The organism is Kocuria subflava (genome assembly GCF_012163155.1).
In the GTDB taxonomy this organism is placed as follows: Bacteria; Actinomycetota; Actinomycetes; order Actinomycetales; family Micrococcaceae; genus Kocuria; species Kocuria subflava.
In genome coordinates this window covers 1-24475 of the sequence record NZ_JAAVUN010000003.1, presented here as the reverse complement: position 1 = coordinate 24475, position 24475 = coordinate 1, and the positions used below count along the sequence as shown (strand labels likewise).

General features: G+C 64.8%; 20 protein-coding genes and 1 pseudogene. 10 read left to right on the top strand and 11 right to left on the bottom strand.

The window, feature by feature from the left end:
- Positions 1-22: 22 nt before the first annotated feature.
- A complete protein-coding gene (locus GTW58_RS02665; protein ID WP_209436297.1) occupies positions 23-1339 on the bottom strand; it encodes a class II 3-deoxy-7-phosphoheptulonate synthase in 1317 nt (438 codons plus the stop codon).
- Positions 1340-1642: 303 nt separating this feature from the next.
- Positions 1643-2359: a lysophospholipid acyltransferase family protein gene (locus tag GTW58_RS02660; protein ID WP_119932277.1), complete on the bottom strand. Its 717-nt coding sequence runs from the start codon at positions 2357-2359 to the stop codon at positions 1643-1645.
- Positions 2360-2552: 193 nt separating this feature from the next.
- On the opposite strand from GTW58_RS02660, the gene GTW58_RS02655 reads away from it, so the two are divergent.
- The 4 genes from GTW58_RS02655 to GTW58_RS02640 all read left to right on the top strand — a co-directional run bounded on the left by GTW58_RS02655 (position 2553) and on the right by GTW58_RS02640 (position 7403).
- Positions 2553-3443, top strand: a complete 891-nt coding sequence (locus tag GTW58_RS02655; protein ID WP_231559416.1) for an alpha/beta hydrolase — start codon at positions 2553-2555, stop codon at positions 3441-3443.
- On the top strand, positions 3440-3868 hold the full coding sequence (locus GTW58_RS02650; RefSeq protein ID WP_047690356.1) for a hypothetical protein: 429 nt from the start codon (positions 3440-3442) through the stop codon (positions 3866-3868). The genes GTW58_RS02655 and GTW58_RS02650 overlap by 4 nt, the downstream gene beginning before the upstream one ends.
- Positions 3869-3969: 101 nt before the next feature.
- Positions 3970-6066, top strand: coding sequence for an AMP-dependent synthetase/ligase (locus GTW58_RS02645; RefSeq protein WP_119932278.1), 2097 nt, complete (start codon positions 3970-3972; stop codon positions 6064-6066).
- Positions 6066-7403, top strand: coding sequence for an MFS transporter (locus GTW58_RS02640; protein WP_119932279.1), 1338 nt, complete (start codon positions 6066-6068; stop codon positions 7401-7403). Before GTW58_RS02645 ends, GTW58_RS02640 begins: the two co-directional genes overlap by 1 nt.
- A gap of 163 nt (positions 7404-7566) precedes the next feature.
- On the opposite strand, the gene GTW58_RS02635 is transcribed toward GTW58_RS02640, so the two are convergent.
- Entirely contained in the window at positions 7567-8985 is a 1419-nt protein-coding gene (locus tag GTW58_RS02635) for a mycothione reductase (protein WP_119932280.1), read from the bottom strand.
- Positions 8986-9118: 133 nt separating this feature from the next.
- Between GTW58_RS02635 and GTW58_RS02630 the strand changes: the two genes are divergently transcribed.
- Complete coding sequence (locus GTW58_RS02630; RefSeq protein ID WP_119932281.1) at positions 9119-9925, top strand: ParA family protein; 807 nt, start codon at positions 9119-9121, stop codon at positions 9923-9925.
- 75 nt (positions 9926-10000) lie between these two features.
- Here the strand turns inward: GTW58_RS02630 and GTW58_RS02625 are convergent, their stop codons facing one another.
- The 4 genes from GTW58_RS02625 to GTW58_RS02610 form a co-directional block, all read right to left on the bottom strand.
- The gene (locus GTW58_RS02625) at positions 10001-10570 is read right to left on the bottom strand and encodes a MerR family transcriptional regulator (RefSeq protein WP_119932306.1); all 570 of its coding nucleotides are present in this window, start codon (positions 10568-10570) and stop codon (positions 10001-10003) included.
- Between the two features lie 362 nt (positions 10571-10932).
- Positions 10933-11469 (bottom strand): bifunctional nuclease family protein, encoded by a 537-nt coding sequence (locus GTW58_RS02620; protein ID WP_047691952.1) that lies wholly within the window; start codon positions 11467-11469, stop codon positions 10933-10935.
- Between the two features lie 15 nt (positions 11470-11484).
- Positions 11485-12480, bottom strand: coding sequence for a MerR family transcriptional regulator (locus GTW58_RS02615; RefSeq protein WP_232817943.1), 996 nt, complete (start codon positions 12478-12480; stop codon positions 11485-11487).
- Position 12481: 1 nt separating this feature from the next.
- Complete coding sequence (locus GTW58_RS02610) at positions 12482-12943, bottom strand: FHA domain-containing protein (protein WP_052209647.1); 462 nt, start codon at positions 12941-12943, stop codon at positions 12482-12484.
- A 284-nt stretch (positions 12944-13227) separates the two neighbouring features.
- On the opposite strand from GTW58_RS02610, the gene GTW58_RS02605 reads away from it, so the two are divergent.
- The gene (locus GTW58_RS02605) at positions 13228-14922 is read left to right on the top strand and encodes an NAD(P)/FAD-dependent oxidoreductase (RefSeq protein WP_119932282.1); all 1695 of its coding nucleotides are present in this window, start codon (positions 13228-13230) and stop codon (positions 14920-14922) included.
- A 30-nt stretch (positions 14923-14952) separates the two neighbouring features.
- Here GTW58_RS02605 and nhaA read toward each other — a convergent pair whose 3' ends face one another.
- The 3 genes from nhaA to GTW58_RS02590 form a co-directional block, all read right to left on the bottom strand.
- Positions 14953-16782 (bottom strand): Na+/H+ antiporter NhaA, encoded by a 1830-nt coding sequence (gene nhaA, locus GTW58_RS02600; protein ID WP_052209646.1) that lies wholly within the window; start codon positions 16780-16782, stop codon positions 14953-14955.
- A 10-nt stretch (positions 16783-16792) separates the two neighbouring features.
- On the bottom strand, positions 16793-17872 hold the full coding sequence (locus GTW58_RS02595) for a 2,3-butanediol dehydrogenase (RefSeq protein ID WP_119932283.1): 1080 nt from the start codon (positions 17870-17872) through the stop codon (positions 16793-16795).
- 128 nt (positions 17873-18000) lie between these two features.
- Complete coding sequence (locus tag GTW58_RS02590) at positions 18001-18624, bottom strand: TetR/AcrR family transcriptional regulator (RefSeq protein WP_232817944.1); 624 nt, start codon at positions 18622-18624, stop codon at positions 18001-18003.
- A gap of 85 nt (positions 18625-18709) precedes the next feature.
- On the opposite strand from GTW58_RS02590, the gene GTW58_RS02585 reads away from it, so the two are divergent.
- The gene (locus GTW58_RS02585) at positions 18710-20101 is read left to right on the top strand and encodes a YhgE/Pip domain-containing protein (protein WP_119932284.1); all 1392 of its coding nucleotides are present in this window, start codon (positions 18710-18712) and stop codon (positions 20099-20101) included.
- Positions 20098-20709 (top strand): DNA-3-methyladenine glycosylase I, encoded by a 612-nt coding sequence (locus GTW58_RS02580; RefSeq protein ID WP_119932285.1) that lies wholly within the window; start codon positions 20098-20100, stop codon positions 20707-20709. Before GTW58_RS02585 ends, GTW58_RS02580 begins: the two co-directional genes overlap by 4 nt.
- A 16-nt stretch (positions 20710-20725) precedes the next feature.
- On the opposite strand, the gene GTW58_RS02575 is transcribed toward GTW58_RS02580, so the two are convergent.
- Entirely contained in the window at positions 20726-21583 is an 858-nt protein-coding gene (locus GTW58_RS02575) for an SDR family oxidoreductase (RefSeq protein WP_119932286.1), read from the bottom strand.
- Between the two features lie 142 nt (positions 21584-21725).
- Between GTW58_RS02575 and GTW58_RS02570 the strand changes: the two genes are divergently transcribed.
- Together GTW58_RS02570 and GTW58_RS02565 are read left to right on the top strand one after the other, a co-directional pair.
- Positions 21726-23522 (top strand): ABC-ATPase domain-containing protein, encoded by a 1797-nt coding sequence (locus GTW58_RS02570; RefSeq protein ID WP_119932287.1) that lies wholly within the window; start codon positions 21726-21728, stop codon positions 23520-23522.
- A 36-nt stretch (positions 23523-23558) separates the two neighbouring features.
- Positions 23559-24398, top strand: a pseudogene (locus GTW58_RS02565) (aldo/keto reductase); the annotation flags it as partial.
- Between the last annotated feature and the right edge of the window lie 77 nt (positions 24399-24475).

Sequence of the window (24475 nt, the reverse complement as noted above, 5' to 3'; positions counted from 1 at the left end):
CGACGGCCGGCTTGATCCACAGTCAGTCGCGAGCCAGGTAGCCGGCCACCAGGAAGGCGATCTCCAATGACTGCATGTGGTTGAGTCGGGGATCGCACAGGGTTTCGTAGCGGTCGGCAAAGTGGGCTTCCTCCACGGCTGCGGCACCGCCCAGGCACTCGGCGACGTCGTCGCCGGTCATCTCCACGTGCAAGCCACCGGGATGAGAGCCGATGGCCTGGTGCACCTCGAAGAATCCGCGGACCTCGTCCACGACGTCATCGAAGTTGCGGGTCTTGAAACCGGACGGGGTGGACACGGTGTTGCCGTGCATGGGATCGGAGACCCAGACCACCTTGGCGCCGGAGCCTTCCACGGCCTCCACCACACGCGGGAGGTTTTCGCGGATCTTGCCGGCCCCCATGCGGGTGATGAAAGTCAGGCGGCCCGGGATGCGGTGGGGATCCAACTTGTCGATCAGCGCCAAGGCGTCCTCCGCCGTCGTGGACGGGCCAAGCTTGACGCCGATCGGGTTCTCCAGGCGGGAGAGCAGGTCCACGTGGGCGTCGTCCAACCCACGGGTGCGTTCACCGATCCACAGGAAATGGCCTGAGGTGCCGTACGGGCGGTGGGTGCGGGAATCGATACGGGTCAGGGCTCGCTCGTAGTCCAGCAGCAGGGCCTCATGCCCGGTGAACAGCTCGGTGGTCTTGAGGGCATCGAAATCCGCGCCGCAGGCTTCCATGAACTTCACCGCGCGGTCGATCTCACGAGCCATGGACTCGTAACGGGAGTGTGCCGGGTTGGAAGCAAAGCCCATGTTCCAGGAGTGCACGTGGCGCAGATCAGCAAACCCACCGCCGGTGAAAGCGCGAATCAGGTTCAGTGTGGATGCGGAGGTGTGGTAGCCGCGAACCATGCGGTTGGGGTCGTGGACACGGGCCTCTTCCGTGAAGTCAAAGCCGTTGACCATCTCACCGCGGAAAGTGGGCAGGGTCAGGCCATCACGGGTTTCATCGTTGGAGGAGCGCGGCTTGGAGAACTGACCTGCCATCCGCCCCATCTTGACCACGGGCATGGAGGCGCCGTAGGTCAGAACAGCGGCCATCTGTAGCAGAGTCTGTACCCGGGCGGTGATCTTGTCTGCGGTGGCGCCCTCAAAGGTCTCAGCGCAGTCACCACCCTGCAGGAAGAACGCACGGCCCTGCGCGACTTCGGCCAAGCGTGCCTTGAGGGTGTCCACCTCACCGGCGAATACCAGCGGGGGCACGGTGGAGAGTTCCTCAATGCTGGAGGAAAAATCGGGGTGCTCAGCCCACGTGGGTTGCTGATCTGCCGTCAGGTTGCGCCACTCGTCCAGCCCATAGGTGTCAGCGGTGGGCTTGGGGCCGGGCTGGAACGGGAGCTGGGCTGTGTCTACGGAAACCTTAGTCACGGTGTTGCGTCCTTGCGTTTGCGGCCGTCAATGCGGCCGTGGTGTGGCCGTGCCGGAAAGCACAGCAAATGGATGGACTGCGAGTCGGCCTGTCCATGACCCATGCGTGGTTTTGACACAGGTTCCGGCCCGCAATCGCGCAACCTCTACGCTACCGCAGCTCAAGGTGCCCACAGTCACACCTGAGTGAGCCGTGCCCAGCACCCCGGTCGCCACCAACGGCGGGCGTCAGCTTCCGGAGGACTTGCCCTGCGACTGTGCGCGCTTGACGTCAGCCGCATAGGCCTCAACGTACTCCTGGCCGGAGAGCTTCTGGATGGCCTGGACGATCTCGTCAGCGATCTGCCGGACCACGTCCCGGTCCCCTGCACGATCCTTCAGGTGGGAGAAGTCCATGGGCTCACCAAAAATGGTGGTCACCCGGAATCCCTTCTTCTGCCGCCACGGGGCCGGGAACGGCGTGCCCAACGGCTGCACCACGTCCGTACCGATCATGGCAATGGGAATCACCGGAGCACCGGATTCCAGGACCAGACGGGCCACACCGATCTTGGCGCGGTACAGACGGCCGTCATGAGAGCGGGTGCCTTCCGGATAGATCCCCAGCAGTTCACCCTCGGCCAGCTTTTTGCCACCGGCTGACAGGGACGCCGCTGACTTCTTGCCACCGGAGCGGTCCATGGGGATCTGGTTGATGGCTCGGAAGAACCCGGCCACGATCTTGCTTTTGAGCCCCTTGCCCGTGAAGTAGTCGGACTTGGCCAGGAAAAAGATCTGCCGGTCCACGGCAATGGGCATGAAGATGTGGTCAGCAGCCGCCAGATGGTTGCTGGCCAGAATGGCAGGTCCCGTGCTGGGAACGTTGTGTGCGCCCACCACCTTGGGGCGGAAAGTCAGGTTGATGAACGGGGCAACCACCCAGTTCTTCAAGAACATGTAGACCATGTGGTCTGCACTCCTTACGGCCGTTCATGCACTGTGCCGCAGGCGCTGTTGACCAACGACGACGGCGGAACCGTGACTGATTCCGCTGCAGTATCTCATGGCGGTGGTGAGAGCGGGCAGCCTTGCAGCAGTGACAGCATGAGCCATCCGGCAGTGAGAGCGTGCAGCCTTCCGGCAGTGAGAGCATGGTCCCATGACCACCCACCCCGATCTGCCCACAGAGGCCGACCCTCGCGTGGCATTCACCATGACGGCCGCACGGTCTGCCCACAGCACCTCCGGCTCCGGGGACAGCCCGGCACCGCAGCCTGTGGGAGTGCTGGTGATCCACGGCTTCACCGGTTCCGTCTACAGCGTGCGTGACTGGGCGCTGAATTTCACACCCGAGCACTCGGTGGTGGTGCCAGCGCTGCCAGGACATGAGTCCACATGGGAAGACCTTTCAACCACCACCTGGCAGCAGTGGTACACCCATGTGGCAGATCTGCTCGCCGAGCTGGCTTCCAGCCACGAGCGTGTGGTGGTGGCAGGGTTTTCCATGGGCGGTGCCCTGGCTTTGCGCCTGGCGGAAGCCATGCCGGAGGTGGTGGACGGCGTCGTCGTGGTGAATCCGGCGCTGTCGCTGCACAACCGGGCCGCGCGTGCTGCTTCCGTGCTGCGTCACGCCGTGAAGTCCACCCGCGCCGTGGGCAGTGACGTGGCCAAGGAAGGGGTGGATGAATACGCCTACGGGCGCACGCCCACAGCGGGTGTGGCCCAGTTGAACCGGTTGATGCGCCTGACCACCAGGGAGCTGGCCAAGATCACGGTGCCGGTGTTGGTGCTGCGCTCACGGCAGGACCATGTGGTCTCCAAAGCCTCCCACGAACTGATCATGCAGCGCTGCAGCGGCCCCGTGGAGACCGTGGTGCTACCGCGCAGCTATCACGTTGCCACCTTGGATCATGAGGCTGACGTGGTGCTCAACCGCTCCCGCGAATTTGTGGATGCCGTTGCGGCAGGACACTGTTCGATCACCGGTGGGCCACTTCCAGCAGCCCGGAGCGTCAGCTCTGCTGAGCCCGTGCAGGGAGGTTGCGGGTGAGCCAGACGCCCAGGGACCCAGAATCGGATCAGCAGGCCTGGGAGGAGATCGTTCACCGCCTCCAGGAGCCGGAGCCGGAGGACCCATCAGAATCTGAACCGGAACCTGAGGTGTATCAGGTTCCCTGGCGCTCAGCACTGCCTGCCGCAGGTGCTGTTCCCCGCGAACTTGCCGATGAGTCCGAGGAGGACTGGCAGCCTCACGACCCGGGACACGTGACCGCAGGATTGAGCACTGGCACACTGACAGCATGGTTACTGCTTATCGTGGTGCCTGTTGTTCTGGTCATCCTGGGAGCCATGATGGACGGGCTGCCGTGGTGGCTGTGGATGCCAGGTCTGGCCACGGTGATTTCCTCAATCATCACGTTGCTGGGCGGGCTGCCGGAACAACGTGACTCAGGCGATGACGGTGCTCGGGTCTGACCCGAACACCTGAAACCGTCACCGCAACGGATGCACCATCCAAAGTTTTCATCACCTGTTCGCCTCCACGCGATCACCTGATCCAACCCCCGGGAGACCCAGTGCGCGAAACATCCGTGCCGCCCATCCACGAGCACCTGACCCAGAAGCGCATCACCGACCTGCTGCAACGCCAAGCCACATCCACTGCTGACCCGGTCCTGTACGAACGGTTGCCCCGCACCGGGCCGGGCGTAGCTGTGCGGGCCTCCGAGTTCCGGCGGCAGGTCATGGACGTGGCCAAGGGCCTGGTGGCCGCAGGACTGGAGCCCGGGCAGCGTGTGGGGATTCTGGGACGCACCCGCTACGAGTGGAGTCTGGTGGACTTTGCCATTTGGTGGGCAGGCTGCGTATCCGTTCCCGTCTATGACTCCTCCTCCCCCGCCCAGATTGCCTGGAATCTGCTGGACTCCCAAGCACAAGCTGTGTTCGTGGAGAACCAGAAGCTGGAGGATGCGGTGCGCTCCACGGCCGCGCAGGTGGCAGACGGCTCGTTGGAGGGTCTGGACGACGGCGCCCAGGCCACCCATCTGGAGGCCGCGCAGCGGATGTGGCGCATGGACGGCACGGGCAACAGCCTGGAGCAGTTGATGGATGCAGGCCGTGAGATCTCCGATGACCAGTTGGAGCAGCGCAGGCTCACAGTGAACCTGGATGACACGGCCACCATCATTTACACCTCCGGCACCACGGGACCCCCCAAGGGGTGCGAGCTGACACACCGCAACTTTGTGTTCCTGTGTGAGAACGTCCAGCCCTATCTGCCGGAGGTCATCCACACCGGGGCCAAGACGGTGCTCTTCCTCCCGCTAGCACACGTGTTTGCACGCATGGTGGAGGTCATTGCCCTGCACGCCGGCATCACCCTGGCGCACACCCCCGATGTGAAGAACCTCAGCGCCGACCTGCAGCGGGTGCAGCCATCCTTCATCCTGGCCGTGCCGCGGGTGTTCGAGAAAATCATGATCGGCGCACGCATGCGAGCGCAGGATGGCGGCAAACTGCGCTCCTGGTTGTTCAACCGTGCGGTGACCACCGGCCAGAGTTGGTCCCGCGCCCACGCACGGGGCCGGGTCAACCCGGTGTTGGCTGCACGGCACAAGCTCTACGACCGCCTGGTCTACGCCAAGTTGCGTGAAGCCATGGGTGGCAACGTCAAATGGGCCATTTCAGGGGGTGCGGCCCTGAGCGAGTCCCTGGCGCACTTTTTCCACGGCATCGGCCTGTACGTGGTGGAGGGCTATGGGCTCACGGAGACCACAGCCCCCATCGCGGCCAACACCCCCGCCATCAACGCGCTGGGCACCGTGGGCCGACCGCTGCCGGGTCACCAGATCCGTTTGGGCGACGACGACGAGATCCAGGTCCGCGGTCCCCATGTGATGGCCCGCTACCACGGTCGCCCGGATCTGACCGAGGAAGCGCTCAAGGACGGGTGGTTTGCCACCGGGGACCTGGGTGCCATGGATGATCGCGGACTGCTGCGGATCACAGGACGCAAGAAGGAAATCATTGTCACAGCCGGTGGCAAGAACGTAATCCCGGAGGTCTTGGAGGGTCCAATCCGGGCCACCGCCGCGGTCAGCCAGTGCATGGTGATCGGTGAGGGGCGCAAGTTCGTGGCCGCGTTGATCACCTTGGACCCGGAGACCCTGGCCAAACAACTGGAGTTCCTGGGTCTGGACCCCTCCATGAGCACCGAGCAGGCCGCCGAACACCCGGAGGTCATCAGTCACATCCAGTCCATCGTGGACCGGGCCAACCGCAAGGTCTCCGTGGCGGAAAGCATCCGTGCCTTCCAGATCCTGCCATCGGATCTCACGGTGGAATCTGGGCATCTGACACCGTCCATGAAACTGCGCCGCCCGGAGATCCTGCGCGATGTCGCTGAGACCATTGAGGAGCTGTATTCGCGTCCAGCACCCCCTGCGCGTCCGGCATCGGATGCCCGTGCGCGTTTGGAGTCCTCCCTGGAGAGTTCCAAGGAGCGGTTGGAGAACTCCCGGGAGCGCCTGGAGACCTCAGTGCAGCGGCTGGAGACCTCCATGGAGCGGCTGCGCGAAATCACAGAGAAGAACGTCAAGGACATTCACTTGAAGGACCTGCCAGGTGTGGAGCGTGGTCTGAAGGAAATGAAGGAACGCAGGGACCGCCACTGATGCCCACAGAGACCAGCAGAACCACCACCGCCGTCGTCCCGGCCGCCCGGCTGAAGACCGCACGCTGGGCCTCCGGCGGGTTCTTCCTGGTCAACGGCGCGGTGTACGCCAACCTTTTGCCCCGTCTGCCAGAGGTCAAGGACGCCTTTGAGCTGACCAACACGCAGTTCGGTTTTCTGGTGATTGCCCTGCCTGTGGGGTCCATCCTGGCCGGGATGGCACCGGCACCCTTGTTGCGCAGGTTTGGTTCCGCCCGTGTGGCAGGGATCGGCTCGGCTGCCTTGGCTGCCGTGATTGCCGTGGCGGGCACTGCTGCGGCATGGGCTGCCGGCAGCACATTGTTCCTGGGTGGCCAGGCAAACGGCGCAGCGGTGGGTCTGGGCGTGGTGGTGGCCTATCTGGCCGGCATGATGCTGGCCGGCATGTTGGACGCTATTGTGGACACGGCCCAGAACGCCCAAGGCATCCAGATCCAAAAAGCCATGGGCCGTTCCATCCTCAACTCCCTGCACGCACTGTGGAGCCTGGGGGCCATGCTGGGCGGCCTGATGGGATCCGCTGCCGTGGCCTTGGACCTGCCACTGCACATCCACCTGGCCATCAGCGGCGCGCTGTTCGCGGCCGTGGCGTTGATCTCCCAGCACTTTGCCCTGAACCGTCATGAGACGGAGGGCCTGAGCCGGGTGCGGGTGGTGGCCGATGAAACCGGCCCGGGCACACCGGACACACCCGCCAAACCGGTGATCCCCGCGGCCTCCCCCTCCACCGGACGCGCACTGGCCCTGGTGGCCTTGATCTCCAGCATCGCCATTGCAGGCGCCATGGTGGAAGACCTTGGGATGAACTGGTCCACCCTGTTTCTCTCCCGCGTCCTGGACACACCGGCAGCTTGGGCCGGCATGGGTCTGGTGGCGCTGATGGCCGCTCAGTTCATCGGACGGCTGGTGGGCGATGCCATGACCAACCGGTTCGGACGGGTCTGGATGGCACGATTCGGCGGCAGCCTGGCCGCGGCTGGCCTGGCCGTGGCGGCTCTCTCCCCCGCACCGACTTTCGCCATCATCGGTTTTGCCCTGGCCGGTTTCGGTTGCGCCACGCTGGTGCCCTCGGCCTTCCACGCCGCGGACTCCGTGCCTGGGCTCAAACCCGGCACCGGGCTGACCATGGCCGGGTGGCTGCTGCGAGCTGCGTTCTTGAGTGTCTCCCCGTTCGTGGGCGTGGTCTCCGATTCCGTGGGGCTGCGGGTGGCGGTGTTGGCCGTCCCCGTGGTCGGCATTTTTGCCGTGGTGGTGGCGGGGGCGCTCAGAGACCGGGACGACGACGCCCCCGCCGCCTGAGCCACCCCCATCTGAGCGCCGAGCCCTCACCCTGCTGCCCACTCCCCACGTTGCCGTCGACTCCCCACCGGGTTGCCAAATCACCGCCCATACCGTGGGGAACCGCGAACTTCCTGGGACATCGACAACGGCGTGGGGGATTCACGACCGGTAGGCCGTTGGCTCAGTCGAACTCAAGTCCCAGCAAAGCGTTTTCCACGACTTCCGCCAACGACGGGTGGATCCAGTACTGGCCGCGTGCCATCTGCCGGGCATCCAGACCAAAGCTCATGGCCTGGATCAGCGGCTGAATCAGCATGGAGGAATGCGGACCGATCAGGTGTGCCCCCAGGATCTTGCCGGTCGCCCGATCCGCCACCACCTTGCAGATCCCGGTCTGATCCGCCATGGCCCAGCCGTAGGCAACGTCCCCAAAGGCTTGGGACTTGACCGTGATTTCCGCACCGTTCTCCTGGGCCCAGGCCCGCGCCTGGTCCTCAGTCATGCCCACCGTGGCGATCTCCGGATGGGTGAACACCGCAGCCGGGATGAAGCGGTGGTCTGAGGTCACCAAGTCCTCAGGGTGCATCACGTTGTGGGCAACCACGCGGGCCTCATGATTGGCCACGTGCTTGAGTTGCGCCGGAGAACAAACATCCCCCAGGGCCCACACACCCTCCAGGACCTTGCCGTCCTGACCCAACACCCGCTGGTGGTCATCCACCCGGATCAACTGTGACTCCGGGTCCACCGCGATCCCTGCGGCCTGTGGGTTGAGCAGATCTGAGTTGGGGCGCCGGCCGGTGGCCATGAGCACCACATCGGCCACCTCCTCACGGGTTTCAGCACCTTGGGTGGAGATCGAGCGGAGGGTGACCGAGCCGTCGTCGTTGGGGGTGATCTGCTCCGGGGTCCATTCCGTGGCCAGATTCCACTGGTCTCCGGCGCACTGCTGGAAGCGCTCTGCGATCTCCGTGTCCTGTCCGCGCAGCAACCGGGACGAGCGGTTGATCTGGGTGACCTCAGCACCCAGCCCGTTGAAGACGTGGGCGAACTCGGCGGCAATGTAGCCCCCACCCACAATCACCACGCGCCGCGGAAGCTGCGGAATGCGCATCACGGTGTCGGAGGTGTGCACCTGCGGGAGGTCGATGCCGGGGATCTGCGGCACCAACACCCGGGAGCCGGAGGCCAGAATGATGGTGGGGGCACTCAGCTGCTCACCGGATGCGGTCTCCAACGTTTTGGGGCCAATGAAGTGCGCGTACTCCTGGAACACCGTGACCCGCGGCAGGGAGTTGCGGTACGCCAACCCACCGGTTGAGATTGCATCAATGCGACCGAAAATCCTGTCCCGAATGCTCGGCCAGTCCACCGCATCCGAGCTCACGTCCGCAGAAACGCCCAATCCACTCAGTTCGCGTGCTGACTGGGCGATCTCTGCGGGATAGACGTACATCTTGGTGGGGATGCAACCCACGTTCAGGCACGTGCCGCCAAAGGTGCCGCCGTCAATGATGGCCACATCCAGGGCGTCGTACTCCGGTCCCAACAGCGAATTGCCGGATCCGGACCCGATGATGATGACGTCAAAAGTGCGCATTGAATCATCCTAAGTCGTCTGACAGGCTGCCAAATCAGCCCACAGACGCCGTGTGACGAGTAGTGGGGCCGTCAGCGATCGTTAAGATGGCCAGCGGCAAGTCACCCGGACCCGAAGGACGTCGAAGGACATCGTGCAGATCGTCAGCATCTCCAGCCTCAAGGGCGGAGTCGGAAAGTCCTCCGTGACCCTGGGTCTGGCCTCGGCCGCCCTGCAACGCGGCGTCAAGACCCTGGTGGTGGACCTGGATCCGCACGCCGATGCCACCACCGGACTCGGTGTCACCGCAGACCCGGAGCACCATGTGGGAAAGATCCTGGGACGGCGGGGCAAACCCGGCTCCCTGAGCACGGTCACCGTGGGTTCCCCCTGGGTGGAGAACGAACGCACAGAGCACGGCCGGATGGGCCTTCGCCTGGACGTTGCGCCCGGGTCCTCGGCCTCCTCCATGTTCGACCGCGCCCAGTACAAGCGCTCGGACCTGGTCAAGCTGGATCGTGCGGTGGACGGGTTGGAATCTGATTACGACCTGGTCATCATCGACTGCCCGCCCAACCTCAACACGCTGACGCGAATCGCCTGGGCCGCCTCGGAGAAAGTGCTCTCCGTGGCGGAACCCTCCCTGTTCTCCGTGGCCGGTACCCAGCGCACCATGACCGCCATTGCCCAGTTCGAACGGGACACCGCGTGGGCGGTGAACTCGGCCGGGGTGATCGTCAACAAGGTGCATCCCGGATCCCGCGAGCACCAGCACCGGGTGGAGGAACTGGAAGAACTCTTTGGTGACCTCCTGGTGGCCCCCGTGCTGCCCGACTACCGGGTGTGGCAACGCGCCCAGGGTGCGGCCTGGCCCATCCACCGATGGCCTGGTGTGGACGCGGCAGAGATTGCGCAGCGCTACACCCAGATCCTGGACGGGCTCCTGCAGCCGTCGTCGTGAAAGTCAGTGGTCAAAAAACTCGCCCATCAGCGCTGATGGGCGAGTTTTTTGACGTCTGAACAGTGGAGAGAGGCCTCAGGAGACGTTCTGCTGGCGCCGGGCGCGGCGAGCGGAGAGCTCGTCCCCGGGGAACTCGGATTCCATGTCTGCATTGGCCTCCGGGAGGCTGGCCAAGCTGCCTTCAACCTCACGCCACACGCGGCCCACCGCAATGCCGAACACGCCCTGACCACCCTGGACCAGGTCGATCACTTCCTGCTGGGAGGTGCATTCGTAGACGGAGGCGCCATCGCTCATGAGCGTCAGCTGGGCCAGGTCCTCAATCCCCCGCACGCGCAGGGCGACGACGGCGGAACGGATCTGCTGCAGGGAGACACCCGTGTCCAACAGACGCTTGACGATCTTGAGCACTACGATGTCGCGGAAGCTGTAGAGGCGCTGAGATCCGGACCCCTTGGCGGTGCGAACGGTGGGCTCCACCAGTTCGGTGCGTGCCCAGTAATCCAACTGACGGTAGGTGATCCCGGTGACCTTGCAGGCCGTGGCTCCGCGGTAGCCCACGGTGTCATCGAGCACCTGCCGCTCGTCATCGAACAGCACCCCCTGGGTTCCTCCGGTCAGGGATGTGAACACAGGCAGCGTCAGTTCCTCGGCAAGCGGAGCATCGACGTGATCGGTGTCCTTCACGCAGGTCCTCCCGGCAACTGGGACCGAACCGTCTGGGCGGTGCAGTCACGTGGTCATGTGATGGTGGGTCATCGGCAACCTGCCCCAGTGTGGAGGCACGCACCACCTCCACGAACCGCGCGGTTTCGTGAGGGTTGTGCAGCGGCAGGTACGGATGCCAAAAACAACTTGGAAGTGACGGTAGACGGGCCCGCACCGCGAATCAAAGACCTTGGGCCCCAACGAATTCGTGTCGCATGACGCATGCACCGCGCAACACCTGGACAGGCGCGTCCTGACGCCGATCACACCGGTTCACTGGTCAGGGAACGCGGCCAAGATCACGTCATGAAATCTTCAGGGTCCACAGTGTCCAAGAAGTCCCTGAACTCCCGGACTTTTTGCTCAGCTCCCTCACGCGTGGTGCCGCTGCCGGAAGGCCCATCAGCTTCCTCGGGTTCGCGCAACTCACCGTCTCCGGTCATGACCAGCCCGGCGGCATCCAGAACAGCATCCGAGCACAACACGGGACAGTCCACCCGGGCGGCCAACGCAATGGCATCCGATGCCCGGGAGTCCACCACGGAGCCGTCGTCGAAGACCAGTGCCGCGTGGAATACCGTGTCCTCCACGGTGTGGATGCGCACCCTCTCCACACTGCGGCCAAACGTCTTGGCCACCTCCAACAGGAGGTCATGGGTCAGCGGCCGGGGCGGTTCTATGCCCTGCACGGCGAACACGATGGAGGTGGCCTCATTGGTGCCCAACCAGATGGGCACGTGGCGACGCCCCGCAGCCTCCCGCAGCACCACCACGGGTTGCGAGGACGGCACGTCCAGGCGTACCCCTGCAATCTCCATGAGATGTTCGCGTTGCATGCCGACTTCCCGGTTCTAGTCCTCAGGTGTGTGAGCGCCCAGCTTCTGCTGAACGGACTCCAACTGTCCCACAACCAGGGAGGCGTGAATGCTCAGGCACAGCTGCGTGATCTCTCCGGCCCGTTCACTGGCGCGACGTGATGCTGCTGGGCTGCGTTTGGCAACCTCCGACGCGATGGCCTGCTGCACCAGGCCGATCTCCCGGTCGGCAGCCTGACGCAGGGTCCGCAGGTGCCGTGGCTCCACCCCGTGATCGCGCAGCGCACGGGCCGCACCGGCAATCACCAGGTCATGGCGGTCAAAGCCACCGGGGCGCTCATGGATCAGACCAAAGCTGATCAGCTCACGGACCAGAGGGATCCCGGCCCCTGACTGACGGCACAGTTCCCGCATGGTCAGGGGTTCTTGGGACGGCACATCAGATTCACCGGGCACAGCGGCTGCCTGGGAGGCCGAGGTGGCTTCAGACGGATGGGAATACCCAGAGCCGCCTGACGTCCGGCCGCCGATGGTGGCGCTGGGTGCACTGGTGGCGTTGGCTGCACCGGTGGTTTTGGCAGCACGTCGGCTGGATGTCTCCGGAGCACCGGCATAGTTCTGACCGCTGCCAGGCAAACCCGCACCTGCAGCAACCGAACCGGCACCCGCGCCGGACTCCGATGCCCCGGATTGGCTCAGCAGCGCCTCCAACTGCCCGTTTTCGGACAGCTCCCGGATCACTTTCAGAGGAAGGTAGCGCTCCCGCTGAAGGATCAGAACCTGACGCAGGCGTTCACGGTCCTCCGCAGAGAACTTCCGGTAGCCGGACGGAGTGCGCGCTGGATGCAACAGGCCTTGGTCTTCCAGGAAACGCACCTTGGAGGCACTGATCTCCGGGAATTCAGCTTGCATCTGCGTCAACAGAGCACCCATTCCCACACGTTGGGTCTTGGCAGCCCCCGCCCCTGCGGATGAGGTGTCGGAAGAGTTCTGCGGGGACTCGCTGCCGCCTTGGTGAAGTGACGGCACCACGTCAGGAGTGGTTTTCAGGATTGCGGGTCGAGCGGTAGAACACAAAGCGGAACTTGCCCAACCGAACCTCGTCCCCGTTGTTCAGCATGGCCGAGTCCACGCGGTCACTGTTGACATAGGTCCCGTTCAAGGACTGCGCGTCAATGACCTCATAGGTCTTGTCCCGGCGGACAAAGCCTGCGTGACGGCGGGAGACGGTGACGTCATCCAAGAAGATGTCTGACTTGGGGTAGCGCCCTGCGCTGACCTCTTCCGTGTTCAGCAGGAAGCGTGCCCCGCGGCCGTGGGAGTCCACCTGCACCAGCAGGGCTGAGTTGGGCGGCAGCGCATCCACGGCAGCCTGCTCCTCATCTGACAGGCGGTGCCCCACGGCAGCTTCTTCCAGGACCTCAGAAATGATCTGAATGGACGTGGTTTCCGGGCCAGCGGACGGGATGTTGCGCTCGGACGGCGTGGTCATCATTCCCGCGTTCCTCCTCTGGTGCTCATGAAGTGATCAAAGTTCGGGCGACCCCGTGGGGAAGGGAAGCAACGAGCCGGCCGGACGTCTGTGTGGAGTTGCCCGTGACCACCGTGAAAGGCGGCTGGGACAACCTCGCCACAGTCTAGTCATGCCCACGGACAACTCTGGCCCGGGACCGCACAGAGCACGCGTTCCGGAAACATCCTGTCCCTCAGACCTCCCGGAAGGAACGTGCACTGCCCGGCTCTCATGCCGGCTGATCCCGGCAGGACTAGGCTGATCGCGTGACTGAGCGTCCTGTGATTCTGTTGGTGACCCACCACGACCGCCAGGTGACCGAGGCCGAGTTCCGGGCCCGGTACAACCGCGACTACGCCATCGAGGTGGTGGAGACCGGTCAGGAGGCCCTGGCGCGGGCCGAGCAGCTATGCTCCGCGTCGGCGCAACTGGCCATGGTGGCCGCGGAGTTCGACCTTCCGGACACCACGGCCATCGAGTTGCTGCGTCAGATGCAGATGGTCACCCCCACCTCCCGCCGCGTGGCGCTGGTGGGTATGGATGGATACCTCAACCACCTGGAGGAGCTCAAGCAGGCCGCCCTGGAACGGGACATGGACACCTTTGTGGGCATCCCCAGAGGCCCGCGGGACGAGGAGTTCCACACCGCGCTGATCGAGTTGCTCTCCGAATGGGGTTGGTCCGTGGCCCGACCCGTGATCTCGGCGGTGGACATCATCACCGACCAACCCACACCCACCACCGCGGCCATTCGGGACATGTTGGAACGCATGGGTCTGCCCACACGGATGCTGGGTCTGGAGGACGAGGACGCACAGGCCGTCCTGGAAGAGGCTGGACCAGGTGCCGCGCTCCCCCTGGTACGCACGTTCAACGGCAGCATCATCCAGGACGCCACAGCACAGTCCGTGGGCCAACACCTCTACGGCGGCTACGACGAAATCCCGGAGGGTGAAATCGCGGACGTGCTGGTGATCGGGGCAGGCCCGGCCGGCCTTGCGGCGGCCGTGTACGCAGCCTCGGAGGGCCTGTCCACCATCGTACTGGAGGAAGACGCCATTGGGGGTCAGGCAGGGTCCTCCTCCATGATCCGCAACTACCTGGGCTTCCCGCGTGGGATCTCCGGCATGCGGCTCACGCAGCGTTCCCGTGTGCAGGCCAGTCGATTCGGGGCACGGTTCTACACGGGCCGCCCGGTGTCCTCCGTGGAACCGGGACCGGCCGATGAACCAGAGCACCACCACGTGGTGGTGGATGACACCCACCTGTGTTCCCGCACCGTGGTGCTGGCCACCGGTGTGGCCTACCGGCGCCTGGACATCGCATCCGTGGATGAATGGATCGGCATGGGGGTCCACTACGGTGCCGCCACGTCCCTGGCTCGGGAGATGGAGGACAAGGACGTTTACGTGGTGGGCGGTGGCAACTCCGCGGGCCAGGCGGCCGTGCACATGGCCAAGTTCGCCCGGTCCGTGACCATCACCGTGCGCCGTGAGTCCTTGGCCGCCACCATGTCCGACTACCTGATCCGTGAGGTGGAGGCCACCCCCAACATCTCAGTGCTGCCGAACACCCGTGTGGTGGGAGGTCGTGGACAGGGCCGGTTGACCGGGATCACCTTGGAGGAGATCCCCACTGGTGTCACCCGCGACGTCCCAGCCGACGGCCTGATCTGTCTGCTGGGTGCCCAACCCGCCTGCCACTGGCTGCCCGATTCCGTGGTCCGCGACGACCACGGCTTCATCCTCACCGGTCGCGATGTCCCCCAGGACCGGTGGCGCGGTGGCATGCCCCCCACCAGCTTGGAGACGACGACGCCGGGGATCTTTGCGGTGGGTGACGTCCGCGCAGGGTCCATGAAACGCGTGGCATCCGCCGCCGGCGAGGGTGCGTCTGTGCTGCCGTTGGTGCACGCCCACCTGGCTGCACTGCGTCGTCGTGAAGTGGAGGAAACTGCCTGAGAAGCCCACGGGCTGCCAAGGCCGATAGTTTCAGGAGCGGCGCCGTAGGGGCTGTTCGCTCTGGGTGTTCATCTGGGCCTCCAGCTCGGCGATGATGGTGCGGGCATCATGGGCGCCCAGGTGCCGCGACCCGTTGAGGAAGAACGTGGGGGTTCCACGCACCCCGCTCTCATGGGCGCTACGGGCATGCTTGGCCACCCACTTGGGCAGCTCCGGGTCCGCCAGGTCAGATTCAAACTGGTCCATGTCCAGTCCGATCTCCTGCGCCAGTCGCCGGTAGACCGACTCATCCAGGTGGTCCTGGTGATCGAACAACTGCTTGTGCATGTCCCAGAACTGACCCTGGCGAGCGGCCGCTTCTGCCACCACGGCCGCACGTTCGGCATTGGGATGCCGGTCTGCAATGGGCACGTGACGCGCCACAAAACGCACCCGGTCCCCAAAGTGTTGGTAGAGGTCCTGACCGATACCCGTGGTGCGTGAGCAGAAGGGGCATTCGTAGTCGAAGTACTCGACCACAGTGGCTTCGGCATCCGGGGATCCAAAGATGTGGTCGTAGTCCTCGTTGACCGCAGGAGTCAGAGTCACCGGCAGGTCGGCTGAGGTTTCCCCGAACCGGACCCGGGCCACCCAGAAGATGATCCAGCCCAACAACCAGGCCAGGACCATGGCCAACAGCACTCCCACCGTGGCGGCATTGCTGTGCTGTTGATCCGTGAAGGCCAACCCGATCACCAGCAGAGACACCGTGAACCCGATTCCGGACAGGGCCGCACCACCCATGATGGAACCTGGCCCCACGCCGTCGGGAAGTTTGCCCAGACCCATGCGCATGGCAAGCCAGGTGCCCAAGGAGATTCCGGCCAGTTTGCCGATCACCAGCCCGGCCACCACACCCCAGGTGACCGTGGAGGTCGCCGCCTGTCCCAGGGTGTCACCGCGCAGGTCCACCCCGGCATTGGCCAGGGCGAACAGCGGAACGATCACCAACGACGACGGCCCGCGCAAGGCGGCGTGTAGCCTCTCGTTGACCGAGATGGAACGGGCCAGGCCCCGGGAAGCCGTACGGGCGGCGTCGGCCTCCGGGGACTGACGGAAGTCACGGAACAGGTGCGCCACACTGTCCACCACACCGCGGTGCGTGGCGAAGGCGGGCACCATGAGGCCCGCCACCATGCCTGCGATGGACGGGTGGATCCCCGATTCCAAAGTGGCCAGCCACAGCACGATCACCAGTGCCACGTACGGGGAGGAACGCCACTGCCGGGTGCGCCCCAAGAGGAACAGAGCCACCAAGGCGAACACCGCGATGACCAGGGGCCAGATACGCACCTGTTCGGTGTAGAACACACCAATGATGGACACCGCCAGGAAGTCATCCACCACGGTCAGGGTGAGCAGGAAGATCCGCAGCTGATTGGACATGGCCGGGCCCACCAGGACCAGAGCACCCAGCAGGAATGCGGTGTCCGTTCCCACCACCGCACCCCAACCAGCGGGTGCCTCGCCCCCGGCGATGCTCAGGTAGATCAACGCAGGCACCCCCACGCCCAGCACGCCGGCCACCAGCGGCACCAGGGCCCGACGACGGTCGCGCAAGGAGCCCACTGCGAACTCCTGGCGAACCTCCAAGCCCACCACAAAGAAGAAGATGACCATCAAGCCGTCATTGACCCAGTGGTGCAGGCTGAGGTTCAGGCCCCAGGACCCCACGGTGACCTCCATGTGGGTCTCCCACAGCTCGTGGTAGAGCCTGGAGAACGGGGAGTTGGCCCACAACAGAGCAAAGACCGTGACCGCCACCAAAAGAAGCGCGCTACCGGACTCACTGCGTAGGCGCTCAAGAAGTGTCGGGCGCATGGATCCGACTTTACAAGCCCCTCCCACTGGGAGAGACCAAAATCTTCACGGCCGTCTCATTGCGGTGGATGAGTGTGTCAAAGCCCTCACTCACCAGGTCCTCCACGGCAATCTTGCCCGTGATGAACGGGGCCAGATCAATCTTTCCGGACTCCACCAGCGCGATCGTGGCCGGGTGGGAATTCACGTAGGCGATCGTGCCGCGAAGGTCGATCTCCTTCATGACCAACGTGTGGATGTCAAAGTTGGAGCGCTGTGCCCAGATGGAGACCACCACCAGACCACCCGTGGGCCGCAACGCGTCCATGAGGGTGTCCAGAACCACCTGCACCGAGGTGCATTCAAAAGCCACGTCCGCACCGCGTCCGTCACGGGAGAGTTTGCGTACCTCCTCGGCAACGTCCACCTGGGTGGGATCCAGGGCGTGATCTGCCACGCCCGATTCCAGGGCCTTCTCACGGCGCAGGGGTGAAAGCTCGGAGACCACCACGGTGCATCCAATGGCCTTGAGCACAGCTGCGGTGAGCAAGCCGATGGGACCGGCACCGCCGATCACAGCGATGTCCCCTTCCGTGGCCCCGGAACGCTGGACCGCGTGGTAGCCCACGGACAGGGGCTCGATCAGTGCTGCTTGATCCAGGGGAAGGTCCTTGCTGATGGCGTGCACCCAGCGGCGTTTGACGGAAATCTTCTCCCCCAGCCCGCCACCGCGACCGGCCAGACCGATGAAGTTCATGTTCTGGGAGAGGTGATAGTCCTTGGACTCGGGGCCGGTGTCCACGGAGTCGTCGATGATGTAGGGCTCCACCACCACGTGGTCGCCAACCTCCAGGTCGGTGACGCCCTCACCGACCTCATAGATCACACCGGAGAACTCATGGCCCAGAGTGATGGGCGCAGTCTCACCGGAGATGGGGTGAGGGGTGTCATGCGTGGGGCAGAACACCGGGCCATCCTTGTACTCGTGAAGATCGGTGCCACAGATTCCGCACCAGGCGACGTCGATCCCCACGTGACCAGGTTCCACGGTGGGCTCCGGGATGTCCTCGATACGAATGTCTTCACGGTCGTAGAAACGTGCAGCCTTCATCTGATGCCACTCCTCTGGGTACCGATTTGAGGTTCGAATGCTGTGTGTGCATTCATCTCCACGGTAGGCACAGCGCCGTGCCGGTGGCGCGTGGTTGCAGGCCATTACATGGGGCCGCGGTGGCGGTGTCAGTCCACCGTGGTGAAGGCCTCCCATGTTGCGGTGATCAACCGGGCACCGGTCCCCCGGTCCGGTGCCATGTTGCGTCCTGCACGCAACAACTCCCCGTCCCAGACCGCGATCAGGATGCGCGCCAGGTCCTTGCCGTCAACGCGGTAGGAAACCCCGCGACTCTTGACCTGCTCCAGGACTTCCGTGACAGCCGCCAGAATGCGTTCGTATTGCTCGTCCACGGCCAGGCGCAGTTGCGGGTCTCGGTCGGCCGCCAAGTGCATCTCCACACGGAAGGCCTGCCATTGGCCGTCCTGGGTCAATCCGGACAGTGCCTGCAGGACGAACGCCAACATCTGCGTCACGGGCACATCCCGCCGCAGTTGCCGTTGCACTTCCGTGGTCAGCAGCTCCACCAGTTGATCCACCCGGTGGGCGTAGACCGCCACCGCCAGCTCAGACTTGGAGTCAAAATTGCTGTAGAAGGCACCCCGTGTGAACCCTGCCGCCGCGCAGAGATCCGCCACGCTGGCAGCCTCCAAGCCCTTGGTGACAAACACGGTGGCGGCTTGGTCCACCAATTTGGTGCGCGTGGCTGAGCGCGAGCGCTTGGCGGCTTCTGTGTCAGGAGTCTCACTCATTGGCGTCATCATCCCCTCGACCGACTCGATACACCAGTGTATCGTCAGGCCCTGAATTTCAATACACTCATGCATCGAGGACGTCATGCACTCAGACGAGCTCACCGAGCGACATCCCAAACACCGCGAAAACTCCCCGTCCGCGGAGGCCACCCGCCACCACGCCACACTGTGGGACCTGCCCCGCACGCTGCGGTGGATCATTCCCCCGGTGGGCGTGATGATCATCGGGTTCCTGGGCATCCTGCTTTACCTGGGTGGCCTGGGATCCCCCGCTGATCACATGGAGGACCTGCCCGTTGCCATCGTGAACCAGGACGACGGCGCCACCACCACCGCAGCCGATGGTTCCCCACAGAAGGTGAACCTGGGTGATGACCTCACGGAGTACCTGATGTCCAAGGTCAATGACAGCGGTGAGTTCAATCTGCAGGAGATGTCCTCCGAGCAAGCTGACAGCCAACTGTCCAGCGGTGAGATCTACGGGGCCATCAAGATCCCGCAGGAGTTCTCCGCACAGACCGTGGCCTTGGTACCCGCTGCCATCGGAGGGGACGGCGACGGCACCCAGCCCACCATTGAGCTGATCACCTCGCCACAGGCCGGTTCCATGAGCACCCGGCTGGTTTCCGATGGCCTCAAGCCAGGACTCGACCAGGCATCTGAGTCCATTGGTGAGGACCTGAGTGCATCCGCGGACCAACAGGTGCAAGCACGCCAGGACGCAGGTCAGCACGTCCCCGAGGTCACCACCGTTGCCCAGGACGTGCTCAACGATCCCGTTCACATCACCACCCATGCCTGGCAGGACCTGCAGGACGGCACCGCGTTGGGCATGAGCCCGTTCTACTGGTCCGTGGTCCTGTTGGTGGTGGGTCTCAGCGGCAGCGTGGCAGTCCACACCCTGGTGGACGGGATCCTGGGGATCATGCCGGTGGATCTGGGGCCCAGCTTCCACCAGTACCGCACGGTGGAGTTGTCCCGGCTGACCACGTTCCTGGTGAAGTGGGCGATCATGCTGCTGGCCGGTGCCGCAACCTCCGGGTTGATGATGCTGGCGGCCTCCGTGGTGAACATGCCCATGCCGAACGGTGGCGAGCTGTTCCTGATCAGTTGGCTCTCCATCGCAGCGTCATCGGCCGTGACGTTGGCACTGCTCACGGCGGCCGGCGGCGTAGGGCTGATCCTGTCCATGGTCTACCTGATTTTCCTGGGCCTGCCATCTGCCGGTGCCGTGGTGCCGGTGGAGGCCCTACCCGGGTTCTTCGCCTGGATCACCAACATCGAGCCCCTGCACTACACCTGGTTGGGTGTGCGCGACGTCCTGTTCTTCAGCGCTGAGCGCAGCGCCGGGTTGGGCACCGGGGCAGCAGGACTGGCAGCCATCATGGCGGGCGCCGTCGTCCTGGCCGCGGTGAGCGGTCCGCTCTGGGACCGTCTGACCGGACGCCGGGGGCGGCCTACCCTGAAGGGGTGAGCACATCTGAATCCGTGCCGACTGATCTGGTCATCGGCGACGACGGCCTGGCCCGGCCGCCCTGGGCAGCATCCAGTGATCTGTTGCGTGCGTACTACGACTCCGAGTGGGGCATGCCCGTGACCGATGAGCGCGGCGTGTTCGAACGGCTGAGCCTGGAAGCGTTCCAGTCCGGGCTGGCCTGGTCCACCATCCTGGCCAAGCGCCCACGCTTTCGGGAGGCATTCGCAGACTTTGATCCGGACGCGGTGGCTGCCTTCGGTCCAGCTGACCACGAGCGGTTGATGAACGACGCCGGGATCGTGCGCAACCGCGCCAAAATCACCGCCACCATCGGCAACGCCCAAGCCGCCGTGCGCCTTCGAGAGGACGGCGGGCTGGCCGATCTGGTGTGGTCCTTCCGCCCGGAGACCACCCCGGCGCCGCGGAGCATGGCGGAACTGCCCACCCAGACCCCGGAGTCTGTGGCCATGGCCAAGGCCTTGAAGAAACGGGGCTTCAGCTTTGTGGGACCCACCACGGCCTACGCGTTGATGTCCGCCATCGGACTGGTGGACCTGCACCTGGTGGGCTCGCACCGGCGGGGCTGCTCGGGCCTCTGGGACTGACCGGCCGGAGCGACCGTCAGCTGGATGACTGGGCGCGGAGGAACTGCTCAAAGGTCATGGGCGCCTGACCTGTCACTCGTTGAATGTCACCGGTCACAGGTGCCAGGTCTCCGGATGCGATGGCGGTGTAGGTGCTCACCCAGGCGTCGTACTCCCACTGCTCGGCAGGCCACGCGCGGCGCGATTCGTAGGCCTCCTCAACGGTCTCCGCGTGGTAGCTGAAGGAGCGGCCCATCACCTGGGACATGGTGGTTGCGGCCTCCTGGAGGCTCAGGGCCTCCGGGCCGGTCAGGTTGTACGTCTGGTTCACGTGAACTGCGGGGTCCTGGAGCACGGCGGCAGCCACGCGAGCGACGTCGTCGCGGGCCACAAAGGAGCAGCGGCCGTCACCAGCCGGACCGCGCAGGACGTCGTCGTCCCCGGTGAACGCCGGGAGGACGTCCATATAGAAGTTGTCGCGCAAGAAAGTCCAGGACATCCCGGAGTCACGGATGAGGTTCTCCGCTTCGTCGTGGCCCCGGGCGTGGGTGAACACTGCGTCAGGGCTGGCGGCAAAGAAGGAGGTGTAGACGATGTGCTGGACCCCGGCGTCTGCTGCGGCCTGGATGAAGGTGGCGTGCTCTTGACGTCGAGTGGCACTTTCCCGGCCGGAGACCATGAACAGGGTCTTGACCCCCTCAAGTGCGCCCAAGGCCGCACTACGGTCCCCGTATTCGGCCTGACGGGCGGTGGAGCCGTGGATCTCAGGCGCCCGGTTCAAGGAGCGCACCATCAACCGCTGTGCCACCCCGGCCTGGGACAACGTGCGGGCAACGGCCCCTCCCAGGACTCCCGTGGAACCGGTGACGGCCAACTGCGGCAAGGTGGAAGTCATGGTGCACTCCTGACTGGTCGGTCCTTGACACCACCACCCTACGTCCCCACCGTCTTGCTGCCGAGTGTGTGAGTTCAGTCGTCTGGTAGCCCTGGAAACGCCCGAACTCACACACTCGGCAGGAAGTTCATAGGGTGGGGGTATGGGCGACCTCAAGGCACTGCAGCACACGCTCCGCGATCTGGACGGCCAGGGATACGGCAGCTACAACCGCCTCAAGGGCACCTATGACATGGGTGGCTTCCGACTCAGTGTGGACCACACGCAGGTGGACCCTTATGCTCCCCCGTCCAAGATCCGCGTGATGCTCGCCCGGGACCAGATCCAGCTACCCGGGCACGTGACCCAGACGCGTCCTCAACGGATTGCTGCAGCAGACCATCTGGCCCGGCGTTTCCATGCTGCCGTCCAGGGCCGGACCACGTCCCAGGACCAGCCGCCGCGCTCCAAGCCTCGTGGAAGCTACGGCAACGGTTCGCATCAGGGCGAGACCACTGCTTTGAAAACCTACGCACACGGTCAGCAGGTGCTGGAACGCAGCACGGTGCTCATCACCGATGACCGTGTGGAAGTCCGCTTGGAGGTGGCCCTGCCCGCCGCAGGGCGCCGCATCAAGGGCCGCGCCGCCGAGCACGTTCTCACCCAGCAGTTGCCGCAGGTGGTCGCCGCTGCTCTTGACCCCGAAAACCGGGACGACGACGCCCTGGTCGCCCACGTTCAGCTCTACCTGGACCAACTCCATGTGGCTGAGAGCTTGAAGGACCGGGGACTGGTGGCCTTTGTGGGTGATGGGTCGGTGTTGCCGCGCAGGGCCGGCGACTCCGATCTGCCCCTGGAACAGGGGGCCATCCCGTTCACCACCCCAGGCTCTCTGGACGTGAGTTTTGAGCTGCCCAGTGGGAAAACCGTGCGCGGCATGGGCATCCCGGAGGGCATCACGGTGATTGTTGGCGGCGGCTACCACGGCAAGTCCACGCTGCTGGCAGCCCTCAGCGGCGGGGTCTACCCGCACGTTGCCGGGGACGGCCGCGAGTGGGTGATCACCCGCCGCGATGCCGTTGCCATCCGGGCTGAGGACGGGCGCTGCGTGACGGGGGTGGACATCTCCCCCTTCATCACCGGGTTGCCCACCGGCGTGGACACCCGCGAATTCACGACGACGAACGCCAGCGGCTCCACGTCCCAAGCCGCCAATCTGGTGGAGGCGCTGGGAGCTGGCACCTCCACCGTGCTGATTGACGAGGACACCTCCGCCACCAACTTCATGATCCGTGATGACCGGATGAAACGCCTGATCCCTCCGCACAGGGAACCCATCACGCCGTTCGTGGAGCGGGTCAAGCCCATGTTGGAACACACCGGGGTCTCCACCGTGCTCGTGGCCGGTGGAACTGGAGCCTTTTTTGACGTGGCAGATCAGGTGATTGTCATGGAGGCCTACCGTCCGCGTGACGTCACCGAGCAGGCCCGGCAGATTGCCCAGGACACACCGTGGGGGGATGAGTCCGATGACGTGGACGTCAACGGCCGTGAGGTGGCACCGTTCCGTGCCCGCACCCCGCGGATCTTGCATGCACCCAGCTTGAATCCACGCTCCAAGACCAAACCCAATCGAGCCCGTGGGCGCACGGAGATTCAGGTGGGCCGCCAGAACATTGACCTGTCCGCCGTCTCTCAGCTGGTGGATGCCGGTCAAACCGCGGCGCTGGCGCGAGCCCTGGATGAACTGGCCACCACCACACCCCACAACGTGGCCCTGGAACGTGCGGCATTCGAGCGGATCTGCAGCATGGAACGCGATGGGCTGGATGCGCTCAGTGCTCATGGCGGGCACCCTGGCTACCTGGCAGCGCCCAGGCAACAAGAGCTCCAGGCTGCCGTCAACCGGTTCAGAGGCCTTAGATTGGCCAACGGGTCCGCCCAGCGGGCCAACGACTGAGGTCCGCCGCCGCTTCCGAGCAGAATGGAGCAGGTCATGCACACACGTACTTTGGGACAGGGTTTGGAAGTCTCGGCCATTGGTCTGGGATGCATGGGCATCTCCCAGTCCTACGGCCCCAACCCCGGCGACCACGCCGCCATGGTGCAGGTACTGCGGGACGCTGTGGATGCCGGTGTGACGTTTTTTGACACCGCCGAGGCCTACGGTCCCTTCCACAACGAGGAAGTGCTGGGTGAGGCCCTTGAGCCGGTGCGCGACCAGGTGGTGCTGGCCACCAAGTTCGGCTGGCAGATCACGGACGGTCAGATCACCGGCCTGAACAGCCGCCCGGAACAGATCCGGCGGGTGGCTGAGGAATCCCTGAAGCGGCTGCGCACGGACCGGATCGACTTGTTCTACCAGCACCGAGTGGACCCGGATGTGCCCATGGAAGAGGTGGCCGGTGCAGTGGGTGATCTGGTGGCCGAAGGCAAGGTCCTGCACTTCGGCCTCTCAGAGCCCGGTGCACATTCCCTGCGGGCCGCCCACGCCGTGCACCCGGTCACGGCCGTCCAGAGCGAATACTCACTGTGGACCCGTGACCCGGAACCGGAGATTCTTCCGGCCTGTGCCGAGTTGGGCATCGGCTTTGTCCCGTTCAGTCCCCTGGGCAAGGGATTCTTGACGGGCCAGGTGACGACGTCGTCGTTCGGTGACGGTGACATCCGCGCCACCATTCCGCGTTTCCAGGAGGAGAACCGCCAGGCCAATTAGGCCCTGGTGGACCACGTCCAGACCCTGGCTGCCTCCAAGGAGGCCACTGCAGGTCAGGTGGCGCTGGCGTGGCTGTTGGCGCAGCAGCCGTGGATCGTTCCGATCCCCGGCTCCCGGCGCATCCAACCTGACTCGTGCCACTTGAGAGCTCCTGGCTGACTTGGCCGGTGTTGTCGCTGGTCAGAGTCCTGTGGCGG

Coding starts and splice junctions, on each gene's coding strand:
- GTW58_RS02635 (WP_119932280.1), bottom strand. CDS start 8,985: ATGCGCACTTTTGACGTCATCATCATCGGGTCCGGATCCGGCAATTCG.
- GTW58_RS02585 (WP_119932284.1), top strand. CDS start 18,710: ATGCACTCAGACGAGCTCACCGAGCGACATCCCAAACACCGCGAAAAC.
- GTW58_RS02660 (WP_119932277.1), bottom strand. CDS start 2,359: ATGGTCTACATGTTCTTGAAGAACTGGGTGGTTGCCCCGTTCATCAAC.
- GTW58_RS02590 (WP_232817944.1), bottom strand. CDS start 18,624: ATGAGTGAGACTCCTGACACAGAAGCCGCCAAGCGCTCGCGCTCAGCC.
- GTW58_RS02570 (WP_119932287.1), top strand. CDS start 21,726: ATGGGCGACCTCAAGGCACTGCAGCACACGCTCCGCGATCTGGACGGC.
- GTW58_RS02575 (WP_119932286.1), bottom strand. CDS start 21,583: ATGACTTCCACCTTGCCGCAGTTGGCCGTCACCGGTTCCACGGGAGTC.
- GTW58_RS02640 (WP_119932279.1), top strand. CDS start 6,066: ATGCCCACAGAGACCAGCAGAACCACCACCGCCGTCGTCCCGGCCGCC.
- GTW58_RS02595 (WP_119932283.1), bottom strand. CDS start 17,872: ATGAAGGCTGCACGTTTCTACGACCGTGAAGACATTCGTATCGAGGAC.
- GTW58_RS02655 (WP_231559416.1), top strand. CDS start 2,553: ATGACCACCCACCCCGATCTGCCCACAGAGGCCGACCCTCGCGTGGCA.
- GTW58_RS02610 (WP_052209647.1), bottom strand. CDS start 12,943: ATGATGACCACGCCGTCCGAGCGCAACATCCCGTCCGCTGGCCCGGAA.
- nhaA (WP_052209646.1), bottom strand. CDS start 16,782: ATGCGCCCGACACTTCTTGAGCGCCTACGCAGTGAGTCCGGTAGCGCG.
- GTW58_RS02620 (WP_047691952.1), bottom strand. CDS start 11,469: ATGCAACGCGAACATCTCATGGAGATTGCAGGGGTACGCCTGGACGTG.